This is a genomic window from Alysiella filiformis, from assembly GCF_014054525.1.
GTDB lineage: Bacteria > Pseudomonadota > Gammaproteobacteria > Burkholderiales > Neisseriaceae > Simonsiella > Simonsiella filiformis.
Map to the genome: position 1 here is coordinate 1 of NZ_CP059564.1, position 18,355 is coordinate 18,355.

Genomic DNA, 18,355 nt, shown 5'->3' on the forward strand with positions numbered 1-18,355 from the left:
GTTTGCGCCATTTTCGGCTATAATCACAAAATCCATTGCCTGAATATTTGCTTTTAAAGATAAGGCATTGAATGGCAACATTAACCCACGCGAGAACGTCATGAAACTAGCCGATTTTTGGGCGCAAACCCTGCGCCGCCTGCACACAGAATTGAGCGAACAGCAGTTCAAAAACACCATCGTCCCCCTTACCGTGGGCGAGGAAGATGGCGCATGGGTCATTTATGCCAAAAATCAGTTTGCCATCAATTTGTTGCGTTCGCAATACGCGCCCAAATTGGCACAAATCCGCGCCGAAATCGCCCCCAATGCGCCCGAGTTGCTGTTTAAAGTTGGCACAGGCACGCATTATGAAATGGCAGCAGAAAGCCCTAAAAACACGCTTTCAGGCAGCCTGAAAACCCCGCAAAATGCAAACAAAACCCTTGAAATTGAAACCCCAAACATTGTTGAAGACCAACAACCATCGCCCCAAACCCATGAAGTGGCAAAAGACGTTTCAGGCAGCCTGAAAACGCCAGCCACTTCGCCCAAACGTTCCGCGCAAGAAATGTTGGCAGAACGCATGAAAAATCTGCGCCCCAGCAAAAAAACGCCCCCCAGCCACGAAGAAAATCCCACAACAAAAACAAAAGTTTCCGCCATTGAAGCCGCCAAAGCCAAAGACGATGCCGCTCAACGCTTGGCGCAAACCAATTTGTCGCCCGAATACACCTTTGACACATTGGTAGAGGGCAAAGGCAACCACCTTGCCGCCGCCGTTGCCAAAAGCATTGCCGAAAAACCTGGCGACAGCATGTACAACCCCTTTTTCGTGTATGGCAGCACAGGTTTGGGCAAAACCCACTTGGTTCAAGCCATTGGCAACGAATTGCTGAAATTCAATCCCAAAGCCAAAGTGCGCTATATGCACTCCGATGAGTATTTGAAAACCTTTATGGCAACCGTTCGCAACAAAACGTGGGACGCATTCAAGCAACAGTATTTACATTATAACTTATTGATTATTGACGACATTCAATTCATTCAAGGCAAAGACCGCACCATGGAAGAATTTTTCTTCCTGTTTGAGCATTTCCATTCGCGCAACCAACAAATCATTTTGACTTGCGACCAGTTGCCGTCCAGCTTGGAAAACATGGAAAAACGCCTGATTTCGCGCTTTTCATGGGGCATGACCATTAAACTTGAACCGCCCGAATTGGAAATGCGCATTGACATTTTGGAGCGTAAAGCACAAGCGGCTGGCATTGAACTGTTTGAAGATGCGGCACTTTTTATCGCACAAAACGTGAAACAAAACGTGCGCGAATTGGAAGGCGCATTGAATCGCGTGTTGGCGCGTTGCCGCTTTGAAAAGCGCAGCACCATTGACATTGATTTGGCAACAGACGCGCTGCAAGACATTGTGGCGAGCAATTACAAACCGATTACCATTGAATTGATTATGAAAGCGGTGGCGGATTACCACCACATTCGCATGAGCGATTTGCTGGGCAAAAAACGCACGCGCAACATTGCCCGTCCGCGTCAAATGGCGATGGCGTTGGCGAAAGAATTGACCAACATGAGCCTGCCTGCGATTGGCGATGCTTTTGGTGGGCGCGACCACACGACCGTCATGCACGCGGTCAAAACCATCGCCCAACTGCGCGTGGAAGAGCCTGAATTGGGTCAGGATTATGAAAAATTGTTGATTTTGATACAGAATTAAATTCAGGCAGCCTGAAAGCTTTTAGGGAGTAATTTAAATGTCAAAATATTATGTTTATTCGCCTACTAATCAAGTTGACCATTTTATTGGTACTTATGAATTAAGTGAATTAGTTAAGAAATTTGATATCCCTCATCATTCAACAAAAAAAGCAAATTATTCGGTGCATAATACTGATATTATTAAACATTGTAGCAATCCTGTTGAAGATATTTTATATATTTATAAAGACGCACTAAATGCAGCCCAATGTGCAGGCTTTCATAAAAGTGATACCCGTGATGTTCATGTATTTACCATTCCAAATGCAAATTCTGAATGTGAGCTTGGTTTTATTTTTAAAGAAAATCAAAATGGTATTACATATATTGTTAGCCCATATCCATTACTTCATTTACAAGAATTTGAAATAAAAGATCAATAAATATTTTCAGGCAGCCTGAAAAGAAATGTAGCTAAATAATTTAAAGGAAATTCAAAATGTTGATTTTACAAACCGACCGCGATAGCCTGCTCAAACCCCTACAAGCCGTAACGGGGATTGTGGAGCGCAAACACACGCTGCCGATTTTGTCCAACGTGTTGCTGGAAAGCCGCAATGGTGTGGTGCAATTACTTGCCACCGATTTGGAAATCCAAATCCACACCACAGGCATGGAAAACGACAAAGGCGATTTCCGCATTACCACCAATGCCAAAAAATTGCAGGACATTTTACGCGCCCTGCCCGATGGCGCAATCGTGCAACTGGAACAAGCCGACAATCGCTTAACTTTGAAAGCGGGCAAATCGCGTTTCAATTTGCAAATGCTGCCTGCGGACGATTTCCCCACCATGAATGTGGAAAGCAGCGCACAAATCGCATTTTCATTGACACAAGAAGCCCTGAAAAACCTGATTTCACAAGTGCAATACAGCATGGCGGTTCAAGACATTCGCTTTTATTTGAATGGTTTACTCATGCAGGTGGAAGACAACCAATTACGCTTGGTTGCCACCGATGGACACCGCTTGGCTTATGCCAGCGAAACGATTGAGGGCAATTTTGCCAAAACCGATGTGATTTTGCCACGCAAAACGGTGTTGGAATTGAACAAATTGCTCAACCAAGCCAATGAAAACATCACGGTTGAGCTGCTGAACAATCAGGTGCGCTTTACTTGCAATGGCACGGTCATTGTCAGCAAAGTGATTGACGGCAAATTCCCCGATTACAACCGCGTGATTCCTTTGGACAATGACCGCATTTTCGTGATTTCACGCACGGCTTTGTTGGGTGCTTTGGAGCGTTCGGCAATTTTGGCAAATGAGAAATTCCGTGGTGTGAAATTGTTTGCGTCAGCAGGTTTGCTGCGCGTGTCTTGCACCAACAATGAGCAAGAAGAGGCACAAGAAGAATTGGAAATTGCGTATCAAGGCGATGAACTGGAAGTCAGCTTTAACATCAATTACTTAACCGATATGCTCCGCAACATCCACAGCGATGATGTGCAACTGGCGTTTGGTAATGATATCAATAAATCCACTTTATTGACTGTCCCCAATCAGCCCAATTTCAAATATGTTGCCATGCCCATGAAGATTTGATTTTAATCAATTCAGGCTGCCTGAAAAGGAGGATTCCCTTTCAGGCAGCTTTTTTATAAGCAAATCATCTAAATCACATAATCACAAAATCTTTTTTTTCAGAAATGAAATCGCGTATCCTGCCTGAAATTTCATTCATCAAAATCATCATGAATACTTTGGAAATTCACAATATTTCATTGGGTTACAAACAAAATGGCAGCCTGAAAACCATTTTGCACGATTTCAATTTGCACATTCAGGCTGGCGAATTGGTCAGCTTGCTGGGGGCGAGTGGCGTGGGGAAATCTTCGCTGCTGCGCGTGCTGGCGGGGCTGAATCAGCCGCTTTCAGGCAGCGTGTCGCTGTTTGGCGAAAAATTGACGAAACCGCACCCTCGCGTGGGTTTGGTGTTTCAGAGCGCGGCTTTGTTGCCATGGCTGAATGTGCGCGACAATGTGGCGTTTGGTTTGGATTTTGCCCACCAGCCCAAAATCAGCAAAGATGAACAAAATCAACGCATTGAATCTGCTTTACAAGAAGTAGGTTTGGCAAATGCGGCAAACAAATATCCGTCTGAATTGTCGGGGGGCATGGCGCAACGGGCGGCTTTGGCGCGTGGGATTGTGCGCCAGCCGCAAGTTTTGTTGCTGGACGAGCCATTTTCGGCTTTGGACGCGGTGATTCGTGAGCAAATGCAAACCATGTTGCGCCAAATTGTGCAGCACCACAACACGGCAGCGTTGATGGTAACACACGATATTGATGAGGCTTTGTTGGTGTCCGACCGCATTGTGTTGGTGGGCGGCAATGGGCGCATTGCGGGAACGTGGCAGCCTGAATTGCCGTTTCCGCGTACAACACGTTTGGCGGAATTGCAAAATATGCGCACGGAAATTGTGCAAACTTTGCATTCGGCGCAACAATATGCCAATCAAGCGCAAACGGTGGAATTTGTGATTTGAGTTTCAGGCTGCCTGAAAATGTGTGGGGTGGACACCGTTTACCATTTCATTCACTCATAACAATTTGATTGGTTTGATTTTTTTGTGGACGACATTTTTTGATTTCAATGCCCCGTTTTGGAAAACAAATTGATGACCACCACACCCCCAATAATCATTGCCATGCCCAAAATCGCTGGCAAATCAGGCTTTTGCCCAAACACCACCCACGCAATGAAAGCGGTGGCGACAATGCCCACGCCCGACCAAATCGCGTACACAATCCCCACAGGCAATACGCGAAACACCAGCGACACCAAATAAAACGCCACGCCAAACGCACACATTGCCACCAAAGTGGGCAGCAATTTGGTAAAACCATCACTTTGTTTCAACATGGTTGTGCCGAGAATTTCGCAAGCAATGGAAATGGCTAATAAAATCCAATGGTTCATTTTTTATCCTGATAAGATTTAAAATGGGATTATATGATTTTTCCATTTAAAATCATATTCTTGACAAATATTTTATTTTCAGCGCAAACACCTTTTTCAGGCTGCCTGAAACTTTTTCCGCCAACTTATTCATCAAAAAATCAACATCATGCAAACACGCCGCGATTTTCTGAAACTTTCCGCCCTGTTCACCGCCACCGCCGCCATGCCCCTGTTGCAAGCCTGCCAACAACGCGCTGCCGCCCAAGCCAATGCACCGCTCACCATTGGCTATTTGCCGATTTTGGACGCTGCACCGCTTTTGGTGGCACACGGTAAAGGCTTGTTTCAAAAAAACAATATTGAAACCGTCAAGCCGATTTTATTCCGCAGTTGGGCGAGTTTGGTGGAAGCCTTTTTGAGTGGGCAAGTGAATCTGATACACGTTTTGTCGCCCATGAGCGTGTGGATGCGCTATGGCAGCCTTGCGCCCGTCCGCGCTTTGATGTGGAACCACACTTGCGGCTCGGCTTTGACCGTGCGCCCAGACATCAATCAAATCACTGATTTACAAGGACAAACCATCGCCATACCCTTTTGGTACAGCATACACAATGTGGTGGTGCAACAGCTTTTGCGACAAGCTGGTTTGCAAATTGTGGAGAAAAATCCGCAACTTGGGCAAGTCCGCCTGACCGTGATGCCGCCTTCCGACATGGTGGCTGCTTTGGCGGCGAAACAGATTGCGGGTTTCATCGTTGCCGAGCCGTTTAACGCGCTGGCGGAAGCCAAAGGCGTGGGCAAGATTTTGCGTTTTTCGGGCGACATTTGGCGCGAACACGCTTGCTGCCTGACGATGATGCACGACCACGACATCAACACGCGCTCCGATTGGGTGCAAAATGTGATTAACGCGCTGGTTCAGGCTGCCGCGTTTGCGAAACACAATCGCGTGGAAACGGCAGAATTGCTGGCAAAACAAGGCATCAACAAATACACCCCACACGATGTGGCGGTGTTGCGAAACGTGTTGCAGCCTGAACCCGTGCAATGGGCAAAATACGAGCGCAACGGTGCAATCCGCCATGCCGATTGGCAGCAAAAACGCATTGATTTTCAACCTTTTCCATTTCAATCGTACAGCGAATTGCTGATTAAATTGCTCAAAGAAACGCATTTGGCTGGCGTGAACACCTTTTTGCAAGATGTGCAGCCTGAAATCGCGTCCCAAGAATTGTTTGACACGCGCTTTGTGGAAAAATCTTTGCAACAGCATGATTTAATGAAACAATTTGGTTTACAAAGTTTGCAACGTGTGGAACAATTTAAGATTTGATTTCAGGCTGCCTGAAAATACACGACAAAAATATGGACAGAAATCGTTATCGTACCAGCATTCTGCTCCCTCTCCCTGTGGGAGAGGGGCGGGGAGAGGGCAAAATGCCATAAACGTGAACGATTTTCCCTCTCCCTAACCCTCTCCCACAGGGAGAGGGGACAAGGTTTGTGGTACATTAAAAATTTCTGTTGTGTACGGGAAGGCAGCCTGAAAAAATAGGGGGAACCCATCTTGTTCCCCCACACAATTACACCACTTCAATCCAATCGCGGTCTTGCAATGCACCCAAAGCAATTTGATGAATCAATTCCGTTGGCGCAGTACAAAGCGTTGATAAAACACGAATTGGATAATCTTTGGCAAAAGGCGACAAAGCCGTATGCGTAACACAATTTTGGGTCATGATGCCGCAAATGTCCACTTGTTCAATGCCATTTTCTTGCAAAATATCAATCAGATTGGTGTTTAAAAAACTGTCGGCATGGGCTTTTTGCACAAGCGGCTTGTCTGCCAGCAAAGCGGCAACCGAATCGTGCAACGCCGCACCATGCGAACCTTTCGCAAACAAAGGATAATCGGCTGGCATAATGTGTTGCACGCCAATCACAAGTTGCCCTTGCGCGTTGGCTGCCTGAATGTGGCTGGCGATGTTTTGCGCCACATTGTCCACATTAAATTGGTCAAATTTGCCATTTGCGCTGGCAAAATAGTCGTTTTGTACGTCAATCACGAGCAAAGCGGTTTTCATGGCATATTCCTGTTGATAAAAAATGAAATTGTAGCCGTGCCAATCAGGGCTTTACAGCGTAAAATCCACGAAATCATCGCCTCAAACAGAGAAATTGTAAGAAATGAAAAAATTTGACGACAAAATCAGTTTAGCCATTTTGCAAACTTTGCGCCAAAACAGCCGCATAAGTTGGCAAGAATTGGGCAAAACCGTGCATTTGAGCGGACAAGCCACCGCCGAGCGCGTGAAACAAATGCAAGAAAACGGTGTGATTGACGGTTTCACAATCCGCGAAAACCGACCACGCCATTTCATCGGTGTGATGATGAAACACACGCATTTTCAAGCATTTGAAGATTGGTTGCGCGGCAAACCCAATGTGGAAAGCGTGGACAAAACCAGTGGCGACATTTGCTATCACATTGTTTACGCAACAGAGAATATGGCAGAATTGGAACAATTTTTGAATGAATTGCTGCAACACGGTGGTTATCGTTTAAACAGCAGCATTCGGCGTGTGAAATGAATTTCAGGCTGCCTGAAAATCCTAGCGGACGGCAAAATGTAGGGTGCGTACTACGCACCAAAATCGTTGAATATTCAGCCAATTCGGTGCGTGGTACGCACCCTACAAAATGGCGCAAAATCATTTCAGGCAGCCTGAAAATTTAACCAAAAGCAAAAACCATGAATTTCAAAAAATTAACTTTATTGCCCCTATTATTGATTTTAAACGCTTGTCGTGCCGAGCCGAATTTTGTCGCGCAATCGGAACATACGTTGCCGCAAATCACACGCACCACACAATCGCCTTTTTCGGGCAATACGGAAATGGCGCATCAAAAAATTGCCAAACACATCATCTTGTTGCCCGACAGCCGCCCCATTTCCTTTGGCAACAACATCTTACTGCTGGGCGACCCCGACAGCCAAACCTACCCACACGGCGTTTTGGGCGATGAAATTGAAGCCAAAACGCTCTACACTTTGGACGCGCAAACGCTGAAACCTGCCGCCCAAGCGTTCAGGCTGCCTGAAAACTTGGTTTTTGAAAACAACACTTTGGCGGTTTGGGGCGACAGAATCGTGGCGGTCATTTCAGGCGATGGCGCAGGGGCGCGGGTGGCGGTGTTGGCGTTGCAAGGGCAAAATTGGCAGATTGTTGCCGAAAGTGCGCCTTTGCCGTCTCATCGTTGGCAATCGCCCTTTGTGTTTCAAAATCAACTGTATGCCGTGCAAATGCCGCATATTGTGGGACGCTTGGTGCGCTATGAAATGCAAGGCAAGCGTTTGATTGAACAGGAATTGGGCGAAGGTTTCAGCAACCACGCCATCGGTTCACACGACACGCAAATTGCGGCGGTGCTGCCCGAATATGCGCTGATTCCGCAAATGGGTTTTCGCCATGTTTTCGCGCTGGACGGTTCAGGCAGCCTGAAAAAGCTGTCGCCCGAATTGCCAGCCAAAATTGTGCGCAGCGCGGTGCAAAATCACACGGCGTATTTTTTGCTGGCAGACGGCAGCGTGTGGGCGTGGTCGCAGCCTGAAAGGTAATCCAAAATATGAATGAAAACGATAAATTGGTTTTGTTTTTGTTGGGATTTATCCCAAAGTCGGATTTGTCGGATTGGTTTGATAAATACATTGCCAATTATGAAGTTGATGAAATTCCAATAAATTTTTTTGAATGGCATGGAAATGGCGAATATGGTTTTTATCCCATTCGTGATTATTTAAAATCTCAATATCCTGATTTTTCAGAAAATAGCGTCCATGTGGAAAGAGTATTAGCCAGATATTTGCTTTCTTTTATTCAACAATATATGGAGAATGGCTTATCTGAATGCGAATTTTGTTATCAATTATCACAAATTGAAGAACATTTTTTAACTGATTACCCCAAAATCACAGAAAAAAACATCATTTATTATCCTGATTGGTTGAACGGTTTATATGATGTTTGTGATTGGTGTCAAGAAAAAGATTGGGACGCTGATGAAAAAGCAGATTTTTACCATCATTTATTGTCAGCTAAAAAATCAATTGAAATATGGTTACAGGCAGCCTGAACACACCAAACCCCATTCTCATTCTATCCATTAGAAACAAACAATCTAACGCCATAATCCGCTTTTGTGTATGATTTGCGCCATCAACATCACACAAAATTGAAAAAGATTATGAAAAATCAATCCACTGTTTTGGGCATAATGGGTTTATTGATTTTGCTCGCGCTGTGGCAAATCGGCAGCCTGATTTTGGCGCAAACCATGCCATTGGCAAATATGCTCGCGCCCGCCGCCGCGCTGGGCAGCCTGAAAACACTATTGCTTGGCGGACAGCTTTGGGAACACATTTTCGCCAGCTTGCAACGTGTGGGCGTGGGTTTGGGTTTTGCCTTGCTGATTGGCGTGCCTGTGGGTTTCGCGCTGGGCTTGTCGCGCAAAACAGAGCAGACCGCCAGCCCCGCATTCCAATTTTTACGCATGATTTCACCGCTTTCGTGGATGCCTGTGGTGGTCATGCTGTTTGGCATAGGCAATGCACCGATTTATTTTTTGTTGGCGTTTGCGGCGGTGTGGGCGATTATTTTGAACACGGCGGCAGGCGTGAAAAACATCAACCCACAATGGCTGGAATTGGGGCGTTCATTGAGCGCGACCCAATCGGAAATGTTGTTGAAAATCATGCTGCCTGCCGTGTTGGGCGACATTTTGAACGGTTTGCGTTTGGCGATTGGCATTGTGTGGGTGGTACTCGTGCCATGCGAAATGTTGGGCGTGAACGAAGGTTTGGGCTATTTCATTTTGGACACGCGCGACCGTTTGGCGTATGCCGAACTGATGGCAGCGATTGTGTTGATTGGCATCATTGGTTGGGCTTTGGACAGCATGGCGCGGTATGCAGCGCGGTTTTGGCAACGAAGTTAATGTTCAGGCAGCCTGAAACACGCATTTTCCATTAAAATGACAACTTTAAAACCCTTCAATCAGGAAAAACCAAAATGAAATTATACATTTACGACCATTGCCCCTTTTGCTCACGCGCGCGCATGATTTTCGGTTTGCGCCAAATGGCGGTGGAAGAAATCGTCTTGCTCAATGACGATGAAACCACGCCCATCGCCCTGATTGGCGCAAAACAAGTTCCCATTTTGCAAAAAGCAGACGGCTCGCACATGGGCGAAAGTTTAGACATTGTCAATTACATCAACGCATTATCAGGCAACCCACCTTTGGCAGACACACGCGCCGCCGTGCAAACGTGGTTGCAGCGCGTGGGCGAATACATCAATCGCCTGATTATGCCGCGCGATGTGGAATTGGGGCTGCCTGAATTTGCCACGCCCGAATCCATACAGTATTTTATTGATAAAAAAGAAAAATTCATTGGCAGCTTTGCAGAAAATCGCCACAAAACGCCCGAATATTTGGCAAAAATCAATGCCGATTTGCGCGATTTGGACGCGCTGATTCAATCGCCCGATTGGGCAAATGGCGCAACATTGAGTTTGGACGACATCGTTTTGTTCCCCATTTTACGCAATTTGAGCATGGTAAAAGGCATTGTTTTCCCAGAAAAAACATTGCATTATGTGCAAAACATGGCGCAAAAAGCCAAAATGGATTTGTATTTTGACCGCGCTTTGTGATGTTTCAGGCAGCCTGAAAAACAAAAAACCGCCTTGTCAAACAAGACGGTTTTTTGTCAAACAGCAAATTATTGTGCAGCAGAAGCAGCAGCCGCTTTCACTTCGCTGGCAGCAGCTTGTACTTCGCTTGCCGCAGCAGCCACGCCAGAAGCCACAGCCGCTTCAACATTGCTTGCCGCTTCAGCAGCAGCAGATGCCGCAGCCGCAGTTGCAGAAGCCATTTCAGCTTTCACTTCGCTGGCAGCCGCTTTCACTTCGTTGGTGGCGTTTTGGGTGGTTTGTTTTGCTTGTTCGTTACCGCAAGCCGCTACAAACAAAGACAAGAAAGCAGCAGCCAAAAGGGATTTTTTCATGATAAATGTACCTTGTGTAATGTAAGATTAAGTTAATAAATGGGTTTTTATGCGCCAAGCCATTTTGAAAATGACGCGGACACACAATCGCGCATTCGGAAAGGGGCGTATTCTGCCTTAATTTAAAAAAGTACGCAATCACGATAATATGGCTCAATGCATTCTTTACATTTGTATTTTGGGCAAACGCAATGCCAATCGGATTTGACTAAATGCAATTTATTCCAAAATATTGTTTTAAAAAATAAAAAAATCACACATCGCAAAAAGATTGTTTCAGACGGGCAAAAAATGGCAACCTGAATGTTGCTTTATTACAACTAAAATGCGCCCTCTTCATTTTATTTCACTACACGCATTTGCCCAACCCCACCCAGATAATGTGAATTTGCCATGAGCAATTATCGGTTTGCCAGCGTTTGTGTTATACTGCTTGGGTTTTTACGCCAATTTCGGCTGTCCATTTTAAGGAAAAATCATGACGATTAAAAAAAATACCGTGGTAACTTTGCACTACGAAATGTTTGATGCAGACAATCAACTGATTGATAAAACCGTTGAACCCATTGAATATTTGCACGGTGGCTACGATGGTATCTTCCCTGTGGTTGAAGAAGCCTTGCACGAGAAAAAAGTGGGCGATGTGGTGGACGTTACCATGCAGCCCGATGACGCATTTGGCGAACATGAACAAGAATTGATTCGCATTGAAGATTTGAGCGTTTTCCCTGTGGAAGTGGAACCTGGCATGATGTTTGAAGCCGATGACCCTGAAACAGGTGGCGTGATTGTGTATCGCGTTACCGATGTGGCAGACGGCAAAGCGGTGGTGGACGGCAATCACCCCTTGGCTGGCATGGTCATTCGTTTCCGTGCCACGGTTGAAGCCGTGCGCGATGCCACCGCCGAAGAAATCGCTCATGGACACAGCCATGGCGCACACGGTCATCATCACTGATTGATTTGTTTAAAAACAATGTTTCAGGCAGCCTGAATGCATGTTCAGGCTGCCTGAAAATTTATGCAGACCAAAATCATGCAAACCAATTTATCACAAACACAATTATTGTTTCGTGAAGCCATGTCGGTGTGTGCGGCAGGGGTTCATGTGATTACCACCGATGGCGCAACGGGGCGTTTTGGCATTACCATGACGGCGGTGTCGTCTGTTACCGATGAGCCGCCCACACTCATGCTGTGCGTAAACCGTCAGGCACAAATTTACCCCATTTTGCAAGCCAATGGCGTGTTGTGTGTGAATGTGCTTTCATCACAACAGATTGATGTGGCAGAACATTTTGCAGGTTTAACCAAACTCACGCCCGAGGCGCGTTTTGAACAGCACATTTGGCATCGCGGCAAAAATGGGCAGTTGCAAGTTGATGGGGCTTTGGCGCATTTGCATGGTAAAATTGTGGCAAATCATGAAGTTGGCACACATGGCGTATTTTATGTGCAAATTGATGAAATCGCGCTCAATCCGCATATTGACAATGCTTTGGTGTATTTTCGCCGCACATTTGGCACATTTGAGCGTTGATGGGCGTTTTCAGGCTGCCTGAAAAACTCAATAACCTTCCAACAACATCGTGTCAATGGCATCACAAATGGCGTGTATCAGCAAAATATGCACTTCCTGAATCCGAGCGGTGCGCGGATAAGGCACATTGAGCAACACATCGCCATCGTGCAACATGGCAGCGATTTTGCCGCCATCACGCCCTGTAAAAGCGATAACGCGCATATCGCGTTCGTGGGCAGCCTGAATCGCTTCAATGATGTTGCCCGAATTGCCCGATGTGGAAATGCCAATCAACACATCGCCAGCCCGACCCAAAGCACGAACTTGTTTGCTGAAAACGTGTTCAAAACCATAATCATTGCCAATGGCGGTTAGGGCAGATGTGTCGGTGGTCAGCGCGATGGCGGCAAGTTCCATGCGTTCGCGTTCAAAACGTCCCGTCATTTCGGCGGCGAAGTGCTGCGCGTCTGCGGCAGAACCGCCATTGCCACAAGCCAAAATTTTGCCGTCATTGGCAAGCGCGTTGAACATGAGCAAAGCGGCTTCGGCGGTGGCTTCGCTCAACACTTCTTGGGCAAGCTGTTTCACTTTAATGCTTTCATCAAAATGAGCGGCAATTCTTTCGTTTAAATTCATGATGTTATCCTGTTATGTTTTGAATCCATTGTGGCGATTCATTGCCTTGCAGCAAAACCGCGTCCAATCGGCACATTGTATTTAATTGATTGATTTGTAAATAATATTCTGCGCTGCGTTGCAATTTGGCTAATTTGCTGGGGACAATGCTGTATGCCGCGCCACCAAAAGCGGAACTTTTGCGGTATTTGACTTCTACAAAAATCAAAATGTTGCCCTGTTGCACAATCAGGTCAATTTCTCCGTGAGGGCAATGCCAGTTGCGGGCGATGAGCCGACAGCCCTGTTCTTGCAAAAACACCAAAGCGCGGTTTTCGGCGGCTTGCCCTGTGGGGTGGTTGAGTTTCATGGTTTCAGGCTGCCTGAAAAAGCGTAAAGTATAACGCACCGCAGCTTTTCATGAAATATGAATAACGGCGGTGCGTAGAATTTGCTTATTTTTGTTTATTGTCTTGTTCTTTTGGCATTTCAGGCTGGCAAGTAATGATTAAATTGCCTATCTCAACAGAAACACCAGATGAAATTGCTTGATTTTTAATTTCTTGAATGTGCTCAGCCATTCTTTTATGCTGCAATGTGCGTGCTTTTTCATCAGGTAAAATCTGGTTTTCTAGCTCTTCAGCAATTTCATATGATAAATTATTTTTCCAAACCTCTTGTATTTCAAAAGGTAAAATACAAGTATAATTTGGATAAACCACCCTAAAATTCTTATTAGAATAATTTAGTTCATAATCATTAACATAGCGATGCTCATTTACATATGAAACATCTGAATTATTTTTTATATCATTTTTTTTAAAAAATCTTTCGGAAATTACACTTATCACAATCAACATAGACAAAGCCACAGGCAACATGATAAAAAATACTAAAATCACACCTTTTATTATATTTTTTATGGAATTTTTAGCAACTGCATTTTGATTAGAAAATTTGGCTATATTATTAGTATTTTCTACATTATCAGCAAAAGACTTTTTAATCTTAATACAAAATTCTATAATATTCAAAATAAACAATATGACTGCCGCTATCAACACTACCACACCACTCCAATATTCCCTCTCAATAAAAGCCTTACTTCCACTCAATAGATAACAGCCAGTTGTACTAAAAAGAATAATTGGAGTCAAATTTCTACAAAAATGCAAAACATGCTGAATTGAATCTTTCAAATTTGCTTCAAAGAAAGATTTGCTGTTGGCTGTTGGCTGTTGGCTGTTGGCTGTTGGCTGTTGGCTGTTGGCTGTTGGCTGTTGGCTGTTGGCTGTTGGCTGTTGGCTGTTGGCTGTTGGCTGTTCAAAGAATTATCGCTCATTGTTTAACTCCTAAATCAAGATTAATCAAAAATATTTCAGGCAGCCTGAAAAGGGAAAAGTATAACCCATATCCGCTCTTCATAAAAAGCAAATCCCATCAAGGCATTTGCTTTTTCAGGCAGCCTAAAACCTTGAAAATTCGGTTTTCGCCCCTATTTGTAATCAGAAAGATAAAATTTTCCAACCCATTTTGCAAAGGAAACAAAATGTCTGAACAAAATCAAAATATTGAAAACGAAAACCCCGAAGTATTGGACAGCGAAACGCGAGCGCCTTTAAGCTACGAAGCCTTGCAAGAACGCGTTGCCGAATTGGAAGGTATGGTCAAAGATGAACAACTGCGCGGCTTGGCAAACGAACAAAACCTGCGCCGCCGTTTTCAAGAAGAATTGCAAAATACCCACAAATTTGCCGCACAAAAATTCGCCACCGAAATGCTGGTCATTAAAGACTATTTGGAAATGGCATTGCTTGACCAAAGCGGCAATTTTGACGCGCTCAAAATGGGCGTGAGCATGACGCTCAACGAACTGAACAAAGCGTTTGAAGCCACCCAAATCAAGGAAATCAATCCCCAAAAAGGCGACAAACTTGACCCACACCAGCACCAAGCCTTGAATGAAATTGCCGTTCCCGATGTGGAAGCAGGCGCGATTGTTGGCGTGATGAAAAAAGGCTACACCATGCACGAACGTGTGTTGCGCGCGGCGGCGGTTACGGTGGCAAAAGCCAAAAATCCATCTTAAAATACCATTTTTCAGGCAGCTTTTCACGCAAAAAGGCTGCCTGAAACCCATTTTTAAGGAACAATCATGCAAACAATTACCTTGCAAATTAAAGATGAATTTGTTCCCGTTTTCATGAAAATGATTTCGGGATTTGGTGCGGAAATTGCCGTCAAAGAGCATTCAGGCAGCCTGCCAAAACGCGATTTGTCTCAATTGGTTGCCCACCCCAATGCCATCAACGGCAATCCCGATGACATTGTAAACATCAACTGGGAACAGGAATGGCAACATGATTGACCAAAATGACGTTTATTTGGATACACACATTTTGGTGTGGCTGTATCAATCCCAAACGCAACGTTTATCCCATAACGTGATTGCCACTTTGGAAAATTACCAAAATCGCTTATTGATTTCACCAATGGTATTGTTAGACTTGGGATTTTTACATGAAATTGAACGCATAAACGCCAACGCAGAGCAAGTTTTCAATACATTATGCGATGTTTTGGATTGACAAATTTGTCAAAAACCATGGCAACACACCGTTCAAATCGCTCAAAATTTGACATTCACACGCGACCCATTTGACCGCTTAATTTTGGCAAATGCCATGCTCAATCACAATACACTTATCACAAAAGACAATAAAATCAGTCATTTTTATGATAAAGCATTGTGGTGATTTTCAGGCAGCTTTTCACACAAACAAGCTGCCCAAAATCTCACTCCCCCACACTTTTGGCATTCGCCTTTTTACGCGGCTTGCGGCGTTTCTTTTTGGGTGCGGTGGCCTCGCCTTGAATTTTCAGGCTGTCTGAATACGCCATTTCGTTGCGAACATCGTCTTTGGCATATTGAAATTTTGTCCACCAATCTGCCAATGCCGATTCCACTTCGCCCACTTTGGCGCGAATCAACAAAAAATCATACGCCGCACGAAAACGCGGATTGCTCAACAATTTAAACGGACGCTTGCCACGCAAATACAAAAAATGCGGCTGCAACGCCCAAATTTCACGCATGGTTGCCGACATGGTTTGAGGCACACCCCAGCCGCGCTCCATTTCATCACGAAAAGCAGAAATGGCAGCCAACATCGCATTGACCTCACTGGCACCATTTGATTGATTTTGTTGATAATTGGGTAAAATTTTATCCCACATCAAAGCCGCCAACACAAATCCCACCGACACACTCTGCCCTGCACGCACGCGCTTGTCGGTTCCCAACAAAGCCTGTTCTATCACGCCATGACGGGGCGCATTTTGCAACGCAAAAAGCAGGGGGTGAATGTCGCTCGCGTCCACGCCCAAATGCCGTAATTGTTGCAGGCAGCCTTGCGCGTGTCCCGACACGATGATTTTGACCAACTCATCAAACAAACGCGCAACAGGTTCTTTTTGCAACAAATGGGCTTGCTCGGCAATGGGTGCTGCGGTGGTTTCGTCTATCACAAAATCCAATTTGCCCGCCAAACGCACCGCGCGGAGCATACGCACAGGGTCTTCCTGATAACGCGCCACAGGTTCGCCAATCATCACCAAGCGTTTTTGTTGAATATCGTCCATACCATTATGGAAATCAATCACTTGCTTTTTATTCATATCATAATACAAAGCATTGCAAGTGAAATCGCGGCGCACCGCATCTTGCTCAATCGTGCCATAGGCATTGTCTTTCACAATGCGCCCTGCCTCGTTTTGTCGCGCCACGCCACTGCGAAAGGTGCTGACTTCCACCGTATCGCGCCCCACCATCACATGCGCAATCGGAAAACGCTTGCCAATCACACGGCTGCGGCGAAACAATTTGCACACCTGCTCGGGCGTGGCATTGGTTGCCACGTCAAAATCTTTGGGCGCAACGTGGAGCAAAAAATCGCGCACCGCACCGCCCACCAAATAGGCTTCATAGCCATGCGATGTCAGCTCACGAATCACATGGGCAGCAGGCGTGTGTTCGGCAGGCAAATGCAAATTGTGGTATTGGCAAGCAATTTTGAGTTTTTTGGCACGGCGTTTGTTCAACACATTGCCAATGATTTTTTTCAACATATTTTCAAGGCTCTCGTCAATTTCAGGCTGCCTGAAACCATCTTTGCCCAACAAACTGCACACCAATTTGCTTGGCAAAGATTTCAGACTGCCCATTTTGAAAAACACAATTTCAAAGCAATTTTGATACCAAAAAACAACGCCCAATTTGTGCAAAACTGGGCGTTGTGGGCAAAGTTAAAACTTATTTGCCTTCTGCATCGGCTTTTTTCAAGATTTCGTACAATTCATCTTTCAAAGCCAATTTTTTGTGTTTCAAAACGGCAATTTCTTGCTCGGCAGAAGATTCGGTAACAGGATTGTTTTCCAAGCCTGTGATTTTGTCGTCCAATTCATTGTGTTCGTTGAACAAACGGGTGAAATGGGCATCGTTGTTTTTCAAACGGCTAATCAAATCGCGATATTCTGGAAACATAGTGTAATCCTTTGTTGTAAGATTAAAAAAAGGGGAAAACCGCTTTATTTCAAATGTTTTTGCGTGTTTGGGAATGCACTTATTGTAGCGAAAATTCGCCCTTTTGAACAGCACAATTTGCGGTGTCTTGCGCGTTTTTTTAAAATGTTATACCATAACACTTTACCTTGATACAAAATTGGAATAAACATGAAAGCCAACATTCACCCCGAAAATTACCGCACCGTTTTGTTTTACGACAGCAGCGCAGAAACTGGCTGGTTGATTCGCTCGTGCGCCCCCACCAACCAAACGCGCCAATGGCAAGACGGCAAAGAATACCCCGTGTTTTATGTGGATACTTCATCGGCATCACACCCCGCCTACACGGGCAAACAGCGCGAACACAGCAAAGAAGGTCGCGCCAGCCAATTCAACCAACGCTATGGCAGCATGATGAATGCCCTGAAAAAATAAGCCAAGTCTATTTAAGGAGAAATAATATGCAAGTTTTGTCATCTTTAAAAGCCGCCAAACAACGCCACCGCGATTGCCAAATTGTGCGCCGCAAAGGTAAAGTTTATGTGATTTGCAAATCCAATCCGCGTTTTAAAGCGCGTCAGCGTTGATTTTCAGGCAGCCTGAAACTTTTGCAAAAATCGGTTCGTAGGGGCAGATTTCATATCTGCCCTTTTTTCAATTTATTGATAACGCGATTTCGGGATAAAAGTGATTGATAAATTTAAGTCACTTTGCCCCCTCTCCCTGTGGGAGAGGGCTGGGGAGAGGGTATGCTGCTCAACAAGCCCTCTCTCAAACGCTTTCCCATAGGGAGAGAGGGCAGGTTTGTTGGCAAATTGACAGTGATTTATCCCGAATTCACGTTATTGATAAAAATAAAAATTTCTGCAATTCTAAACAGGGCAGATATGAAATCTGCCCCTACAAACCGAGTTTTGCAAAA

At 45.2% G+C, this 18,355-nt stretch carries 28 protein-coding genes; 19 read left to right on the forward strand and 9 right to left on the reverse strand.

Going from position 1 to position 18,355, the window contains the following annotated elements:
* The first annotated feature begins 100 nt into the window (after nucleotides 1–100).
* The 4 genes from dnaA to H3L97_RS00020 all read left to right on the forward strand — a co-directional run bounded on the left by dnaA (nucleotide 101) and on the right by H3L97_RS00020 (nucleotide 4,245).
* Nucleotides 101–1,714: a chromosomal replication initiator protein DnaA gene (gene dnaA, locus H3L97_RS00005; protein ID WP_097114077.1), complete on the forward strand. Its 1,614-nt coding sequence runs from the start codon at nucleotides 101–103 to the stop codon at nucleotides 1,712–1,714.
* Nucleotides 1,715–1,751: 37 nt separating this feature from the next.
* Nucleotides 1,752–2,138: a hypothetical protein gene (locus H3L97_RS00010; protein ID WP_097114076.1), complete on the forward strand. Its 387-nt coding sequence runs from the start codon at nucleotides 1,752–1,754 to the stop codon at nucleotides 2,136–2,138.
* Nucleotides 2,139–2,194: 56 nt separating this feature from the next.
* Entirely contained in the window at nucleotides 2,195–3,301 is a 1,107-nt protein-coding gene (gene dnaN, locus H3L97_RS00015; RefSeq protein WP_097114075.1) for a DNA polymerase III subunit beta, read from the forward strand.
* Between the two features lie 104 nt (nucleotides 3,302–3,405).
* Nucleotides 3,406–4,245, forward strand: coding sequence for an ABC transporter ATP-binding protein (locus H3L97_RS00020; RefSeq protein WP_224446337.1), 840 nt, complete (start codon nucleotides 3,406–3,408; stop codon nucleotides 4,243–4,245).
* Nucleotides 4,246–4,349: 104 nt separating this feature from the next.
* Here the strand turns inward: H3L97_RS00020 and H3L97_RS00025 are convergent, their stop codons facing one another.
* A complete protein-coding gene (locus tag H3L97_RS00025) occupies nucleotides 4,350–4,679 on the reverse strand; it encodes a DMT family transporter (RefSeq protein ID WP_034291135.1) in 330 nt (109 codons plus the stop codon).
* A 148-nt stretch (nucleotides 4,680–4,827) separates the two neighbouring features.
* On the opposite strand from H3L97_RS00025, the gene H3L97_RS00030 reads away from it, so the two are divergent.
* Entirely contained in the window at nucleotides 4,828–5,994 is a 1,167-nt protein-coding gene (locus H3L97_RS00030; protein WP_097114074.1) for an ABC transporter substrate-binding protein, read from the forward strand.
* Entirely contained in the window at nucleotides 5,972–6,133 is a 162-nt protein-coding gene (locus tag H3L97_RS00035) for a hypothetical protein (RefSeq protein ID WP_182073077.1), read from the forward strand. The genes H3L97_RS00030 and H3L97_RS00035 overlap by 23 nt, the downstream gene beginning before the upstream one ends.
* 111 nt (nucleotides 6,134–6,244) lie before the next feature.
* Here H3L97_RS00035 and H3L97_RS00040 read toward each other — a convergent pair whose 3' ends face one another.
* Nucleotides 6,245–6,745 carry an isochorismatase family protein gene (locus H3L97_RS00040; RefSeq protein WP_097114073.1) on the reverse strand — a complete coding sequence of 167 codons (501 nt, stop codon included), beginning with the start codon at nucleotides 6,743–6,745 and terminating at the stop codon, nucleotides 6,245–6,247.
* A gap of 103 nt (nucleotides 6,746–6,848) precedes the next feature.
* Here H3L97_RS00040 and H3L97_RS00045 point away from each other — a divergent pair, with 103 nt between their 5' ends.
* The 6 genes from H3L97_RS00045 to grxB all read left to right on the forward strand — a co-directional run bounded on the left by H3L97_RS00045 (nucleotide 6,849) and on the right by grxB (nucleotide 10,379).
* Entirely contained in the window at nucleotides 6,849–7,253 is a 405-nt protein-coding gene (locus H3L97_RS00045) for an Lrp/AsnC family transcriptional regulator (RefSeq protein WP_097114072.1), read from the forward strand.
* Nucleotides 7,250–7,399 carry a hypothetical protein gene (locus H3L97_RS00050; protein WP_179655809.1) on the forward strand — a complete coding sequence of 50 codons (150 nt, stop codon included), beginning with the start codon at nucleotides 7,250–7,252 and terminating at the stop codon, nucleotides 7,397–7,399. The genes H3L97_RS00045 and H3L97_RS00050 overlap by 4 nt, the downstream gene beginning before the upstream one ends.
* A gap of 15 nt (nucleotides 7,400–7,414) precedes the next feature.
* On the forward strand, nucleotides 7,415–8,281 hold the full coding sequence (locus H3L97_RS00055) for a hypothetical protein (protein ID WP_097114071.1): 867 nt from the start codon (nucleotides 7,415–7,417) through the stop codon (nucleotides 8,279–8,281).
* Nucleotides 8,282–8,289: 8 nt separating this feature from the next.
* A complete protein-coding gene (locus tag H3L97_RS00060) occupies nucleotides 8,290–8,796 on the forward strand; it encodes a hypothetical protein (protein WP_097114070.1) in 507 nt (168 codons plus the stop codon).
* 111 nt (nucleotides 8,797–8,907) lie between these two features.
* Entirely contained in the window at nucleotides 8,908–9,657 is a 750-nt protein-coding gene (locus H3L97_RS00065) for an ABC transporter permease (RefSeq protein WP_097114069.1), read from the forward strand.
* Between the two features lie 74 nt (nucleotides 9,658–9,731).
* Nucleotides 9,732–10,379, forward strand: coding sequence for a glutaredoxin 2 (gene grxB / locus H3L97_RS00070; RefSeq protein ID WP_097114068.1), 648 nt, complete (start codon nucleotides 9,732–9,734; stop codon nucleotides 10,377–10,379).
* A gap of 68 nt (nucleotides 10,380–10,447) precedes the next feature.
* Here the strand turns inward: grxB and H3L97_RS00075 are convergent, their stop codons facing one another.
* Nucleotides 10,448–10,732, reverse strand: a complete 285-nt coding sequence (locus tag H3L97_RS00075; protein WP_097114067.1) for a hypothetical protein — start codon at nucleotides 10,730–10,732, stop codon at nucleotides 10,448–10,450.
* Nucleotides 10,733–11,210: 478 nt separating this feature from the next.
* Here H3L97_RS00075 and H3L97_RS00080 point away from each other — a divergent pair, with 478 nt between their 5' ends.
* Nucleotides 11,211–11,690: an FKBP-type peptidyl-prolyl cis-trans isomerase gene (locus H3L97_RS00080; protein WP_097114066.1), complete on the forward strand. Its 480-nt coding sequence runs from the start codon at nucleotides 11,211–11,213 to the stop codon at nucleotides 11,688–11,690.
* A 78-nt stretch (nucleotides 11,691–11,768) separates the two neighbouring features.
* Nucleotides 11,769–12,272, forward strand: a complete 504-nt coding sequence (gene hpaC / locus H3L97_RS00085; RefSeq protein ID WP_097114091.1) for a 4-hydroxyphenylacetate 3-monooxygenase, reductase component — start codon at nucleotides 11,769–11,771, stop codon at nucleotides 12,270–12,272.
* A gap of 27 nt (nucleotides 12,273–12,299) precedes the next feature.
* Here hpaC and H3L97_RS00090 read toward each other — a convergent pair whose 3' ends face one another.
* The 4 genes from H3L97_RS00090 to H3L97_RS00105 all read right to left on the reverse strand — a co-directional run bounded on the left by H3L97_RS00090 (nucleotide 12,300) and on the right by H3L97_RS00105 (nucleotide 14,211).
* On the reverse strand, nucleotides 12,300–12,893 hold the full coding sequence (locus tag H3L97_RS00090; protein ID WP_097114065.1) for a phosphoheptose isomerase: 594 nt from the start codon (nucleotides 12,891–12,893) through the stop codon (nucleotides 12,300–12,302).
* 1 nt (nucleotide 12,894) lies between these two features.
* Nucleotides 12,895–13,239, reverse strand: a complete 345-nt coding sequence (locus H3L97_RS00095) for a YraN family protein (protein WP_097114064.1) — start codon at nucleotides 13,237–13,239, stop codon at nucleotides 12,895–12,897.
* 85 nt (nucleotides 13,240–13,324) lie between these two features.
* Complete coding sequence (locus H3L97_RS00100) at nucleotides 13,325–14,068, reverse strand: hypothetical protein (protein ID WP_179655808.1); 744 nt, start codon at nucleotides 14,066–14,068, stop codon at nucleotides 13,325–13,327.
* Nucleotides 14,065–14,211 carry a hypothetical protein gene (locus H3L97_RS00105; RefSeq protein ID WP_182073078.1) on the reverse strand — a complete coding sequence of 49 codons (147 nt, stop codon included), beginning with the start codon at nucleotides 14,209–14,211 and terminating at the stop codon, nucleotides 14,065–14,067. Before H3L97_RS00105 ends, H3L97_RS00100 begins: the two co-directional genes overlap by 4 nt.
* 207 nt (nucleotides 14,212–14,418) lie before the next feature.
* Between H3L97_RS00105 and grpE the strand changes: the two genes are divergently transcribed.
* The 3 genes from grpE to H3L97_RS00120 all read left to right on the forward strand — a co-directional run bounded on the left by grpE (nucleotide 14,419) and on the right by H3L97_RS00120 (nucleotide 15,457).
* Nucleotides 14,419–14,958, forward strand: a complete 540-nt coding sequence (grpE, locus tag H3L97_RS00110; protein WP_097114061.1) for a nucleotide exchange factor GrpE — start codon at nucleotides 14,419–14,421, stop codon at nucleotides 14,956–14,958.
* A 66-nt stretch (nucleotides 14,959–15,024) separates the two neighbouring features.
* Nucleotides 15,025–15,237: a hypothetical protein gene (locus tag H3L97_RS00115; protein ID WP_097114060.1), complete on the forward strand. Its 213-nt coding sequence runs from the start codon at nucleotides 15,025–15,027 to the stop codon at nucleotides 15,235–15,237.
* On the forward strand, nucleotides 15,230–15,457 hold the full coding sequence (locus H3L97_RS00120) for a PIN domain-containing protein (protein ID WP_097114059.1): 228 nt from the start codon (nucleotides 15,230–15,232) through the stop codon (nucleotides 15,455–15,457). Before H3L97_RS00115 ends, H3L97_RS00120 begins: the two co-directional genes overlap by 8 nt.
* A 208-nt stretch (nucleotides 15,458–15,665) precedes the next feature.
* Here the strand turns inward: H3L97_RS00120 and pcnB are convergent, their stop codons facing one another.
* The gene (pcnB, locus tag H3L97_RS00125) at nucleotides 15,666–16,997 is read right to left on the reverse strand and encodes a polynucleotide adenylyltransferase PcnB (protein ID WP_097114090.1); all 1,332 of its coding nucleotides are present in this window, start codon (nucleotides 16,995–16,997) and stop codon (nucleotides 15,666–15,668) included.
* A 184-nt stretch (nucleotides 16,998–17,181) separates the two neighbouring features.
* Nucleotides 17,182–17,412, reverse strand: a complete 231-nt coding sequence (locus tag H3L97_RS00130) for an HP1242/YdcH family protein (RefSeq protein ID WP_097114058.1) — start codon at nucleotides 17,410–17,412, stop codon at nucleotides 17,182–17,184.
* A 189-nt stretch (nucleotides 17,413–17,601) separates the two neighbouring features.
* On the opposite strand from H3L97_RS00130, the gene H3L97_RS00135 reads away from it, so the two are divergent.
* Nucleotides 17,602–17,868, forward strand: a complete 267-nt coding sequence (locus tag H3L97_RS00135; RefSeq protein ID WP_097114057.1) for a type B 50S ribosomal protein L31 — start codon at nucleotides 17,602–17,604, stop codon at nucleotides 17,866–17,868.
* Between the two features lie 26 nt (nucleotides 17,869–17,894).
* Nucleotides 17,895–18,020, forward strand: a complete 126-nt coding sequence (gene ykgO, locus H3L97_RS00140; RefSeq protein ID WP_097114056.1) for a type B 50S ribosomal protein L36 — start codon at nucleotides 17,895–17,897, stop codon at nucleotides 18,018–18,020.
* Nucleotides 18,021–18,355 lie beyond the last annotated feature (335 nt).

Excerpts from the sequence above, each read along its gene's own strand:
- H3L97_RS00075 (WP_097114067.1), bottom strand. The coding sequence starts at position 10,732 with ATGAAAAAATCCCTTTTGGCTGCTGCTTTCTTGTCTTTGTTTGTAGCG.
- H3L97_RS00055 (WP_097114071.1), top strand. The coding sequence starts at position 7,415 with ATGAATTTCAAAAAATTAACTTTATTGCCCCTATTATTGATTTTAAAC.
- H3L97_RS00130 (WP_097114058.1), bottom strand. The coding sequence starts at position 17,412 with ATGTTTCCAGAATATCGCGATTTGATTAGCCGTTTGAAAAACAACGAT.
- pcnB (WP_097114090.1), bottom strand. The coding sequence starts at position 16,997 with ATGTTGAAAAAAATCATTGGCAATGTGTTGAACAAACGCCGTGCCAAA.
- H3L97_RS00020 (WP_224446337.1), top strand. The coding sequence starts at position 3,406 with ATGAAATCGCGTATCCTGCCTGAAATTTCATTCATCAAAATCATCATG.
- hpaC (WP_097114091.1), top strand. The coding sequence starts at position 11,769 with ATGCAAACCAATTTATCACAAACACAATTATTGTTTCGTGAAGCCATG.
- H3L97_RS00135 (WP_097114057.1), top strand. The coding sequence starts at position 17,602 with ATGAAAGCCAACATTCACCCCGAAAATTACCGCACCGTTTTGTTTTAC.
- H3L97_RS00050 (WP_179655809.1), top strand. The coding sequence starts at position 7,250 with ATGAATTTCAGGCTGCCTGAAAATCCTAGCGGACGGCAAAATGTAGGG.
- H3L97_RS00040 (WP_097114073.1), bottom strand. The coding sequence starts at position 6,745 with ATGAAAACCGCTTTGCTCGTGATTGACGTACAAAACGACTATTTTGCC.
- H3L97_RS00010 (WP_097114076.1), top strand. The coding sequence starts at position 1,752 with ATGTCAAAATATTATGTTTATTCGCCTACTAATCAAGTTGACCATTTT.
- H3L97_RS00115 (WP_097114060.1), top strand. The coding sequence starts at position 15,025 with ATGCAAACAATTACCTTGCAAATTAAAGATGAATTTGTTCCCGTTTTC.
- H3L97_RS00105 (WP_182073078.1), bottom strand. The coding sequence starts at position 14,211 with ATGAGCGATAATTCTTTGAACAGCCAACAGCCAACAGCCAACAGCCAA.
- H3L97_RS00025 (WP_034291135.1), bottom strand. The coding sequence starts at position 4,679 with ATGAACCATTGGATTTTATTAGCCATTTCCATTGCTTGCGAAATTCTC.
- dnaA (WP_097114077.1), top strand. The coding sequence starts at position 101 with ATGAAACTAGCCGATTTTTGGGCGCAAACCCTGCGCCGCCTGCACACA.
- dnaN (WP_097114075.1), top strand. The coding sequence starts at position 2,195 with ATGTTGATTTTACAAACCGACCGCGATAGCCTGCTCAAACCCCTACAA.
- grpE (WP_097114061.1), top strand. The coding sequence starts at position 14,419 with ATGTCTGAACAAAATCAAAATATTGAAAACGAAAACCCCGAAGTATTG.
- H3L97_RS00080 (WP_097114066.1), top strand. The coding sequence starts at position 11,211 with ATGACGATTAAAAAAAATACCGTGGTAACTTTGCACTACGAAATGTTT.
- H3L97_RS00120 (WP_097114059.1), top strand. The coding sequence starts at position 15,230 with ATGATTGACCAAAATGACGTTTATTTGGATACACACATTTTGGTGTGG.
- ykgO (WP_097114056.1), top strand. The coding sequence starts at position 17,895 with ATGCAAGTTTTGTCATCTTTAAAAGCCGCCAAACAACGCCACCGCGAT.
- H3L97_RS00065 (WP_097114069.1), top strand. The coding sequence starts at position 8,908 with ATGAAAAATCAATCCACTGTTTTGGGCATAATGGGTTTATTGATTTTG.
- H3L97_RS00045 (WP_097114072.1), top strand. The coding sequence starts at position 6,849 with ATGAAAAAATTTGACGACAAAATCAGTTTAGCCATTTTGCAAACTTTG.
- H3L97_RS00030 (WP_097114074.1), top strand. The coding sequence starts at position 4,828 with ATGCAAACACGCCGCGATTTTCTGAAACTTTCCGCCCTGTTCACCGCC.
- H3L97_RS00060 (WP_097114070.1), top strand. The coding sequence starts at position 8,290 with ATGAATGAAAACGATAAATTGGTTTTGTTTTTGTTGGGATTTATCCCA.
- grxB (WP_097114068.1), top strand. The coding sequence starts at position 9,732 with ATGAAATTATACATTTACGACCATTGCCCCTTTTGCTCACGCGCGCGC.
- H3L97_RS00095 (WP_097114064.1), bottom strand. The coding sequence starts at position 13,239 with ATGAAACTCAACCACCCCACAGGGCAAGCCGCCGAAAACCGCGCTTTG.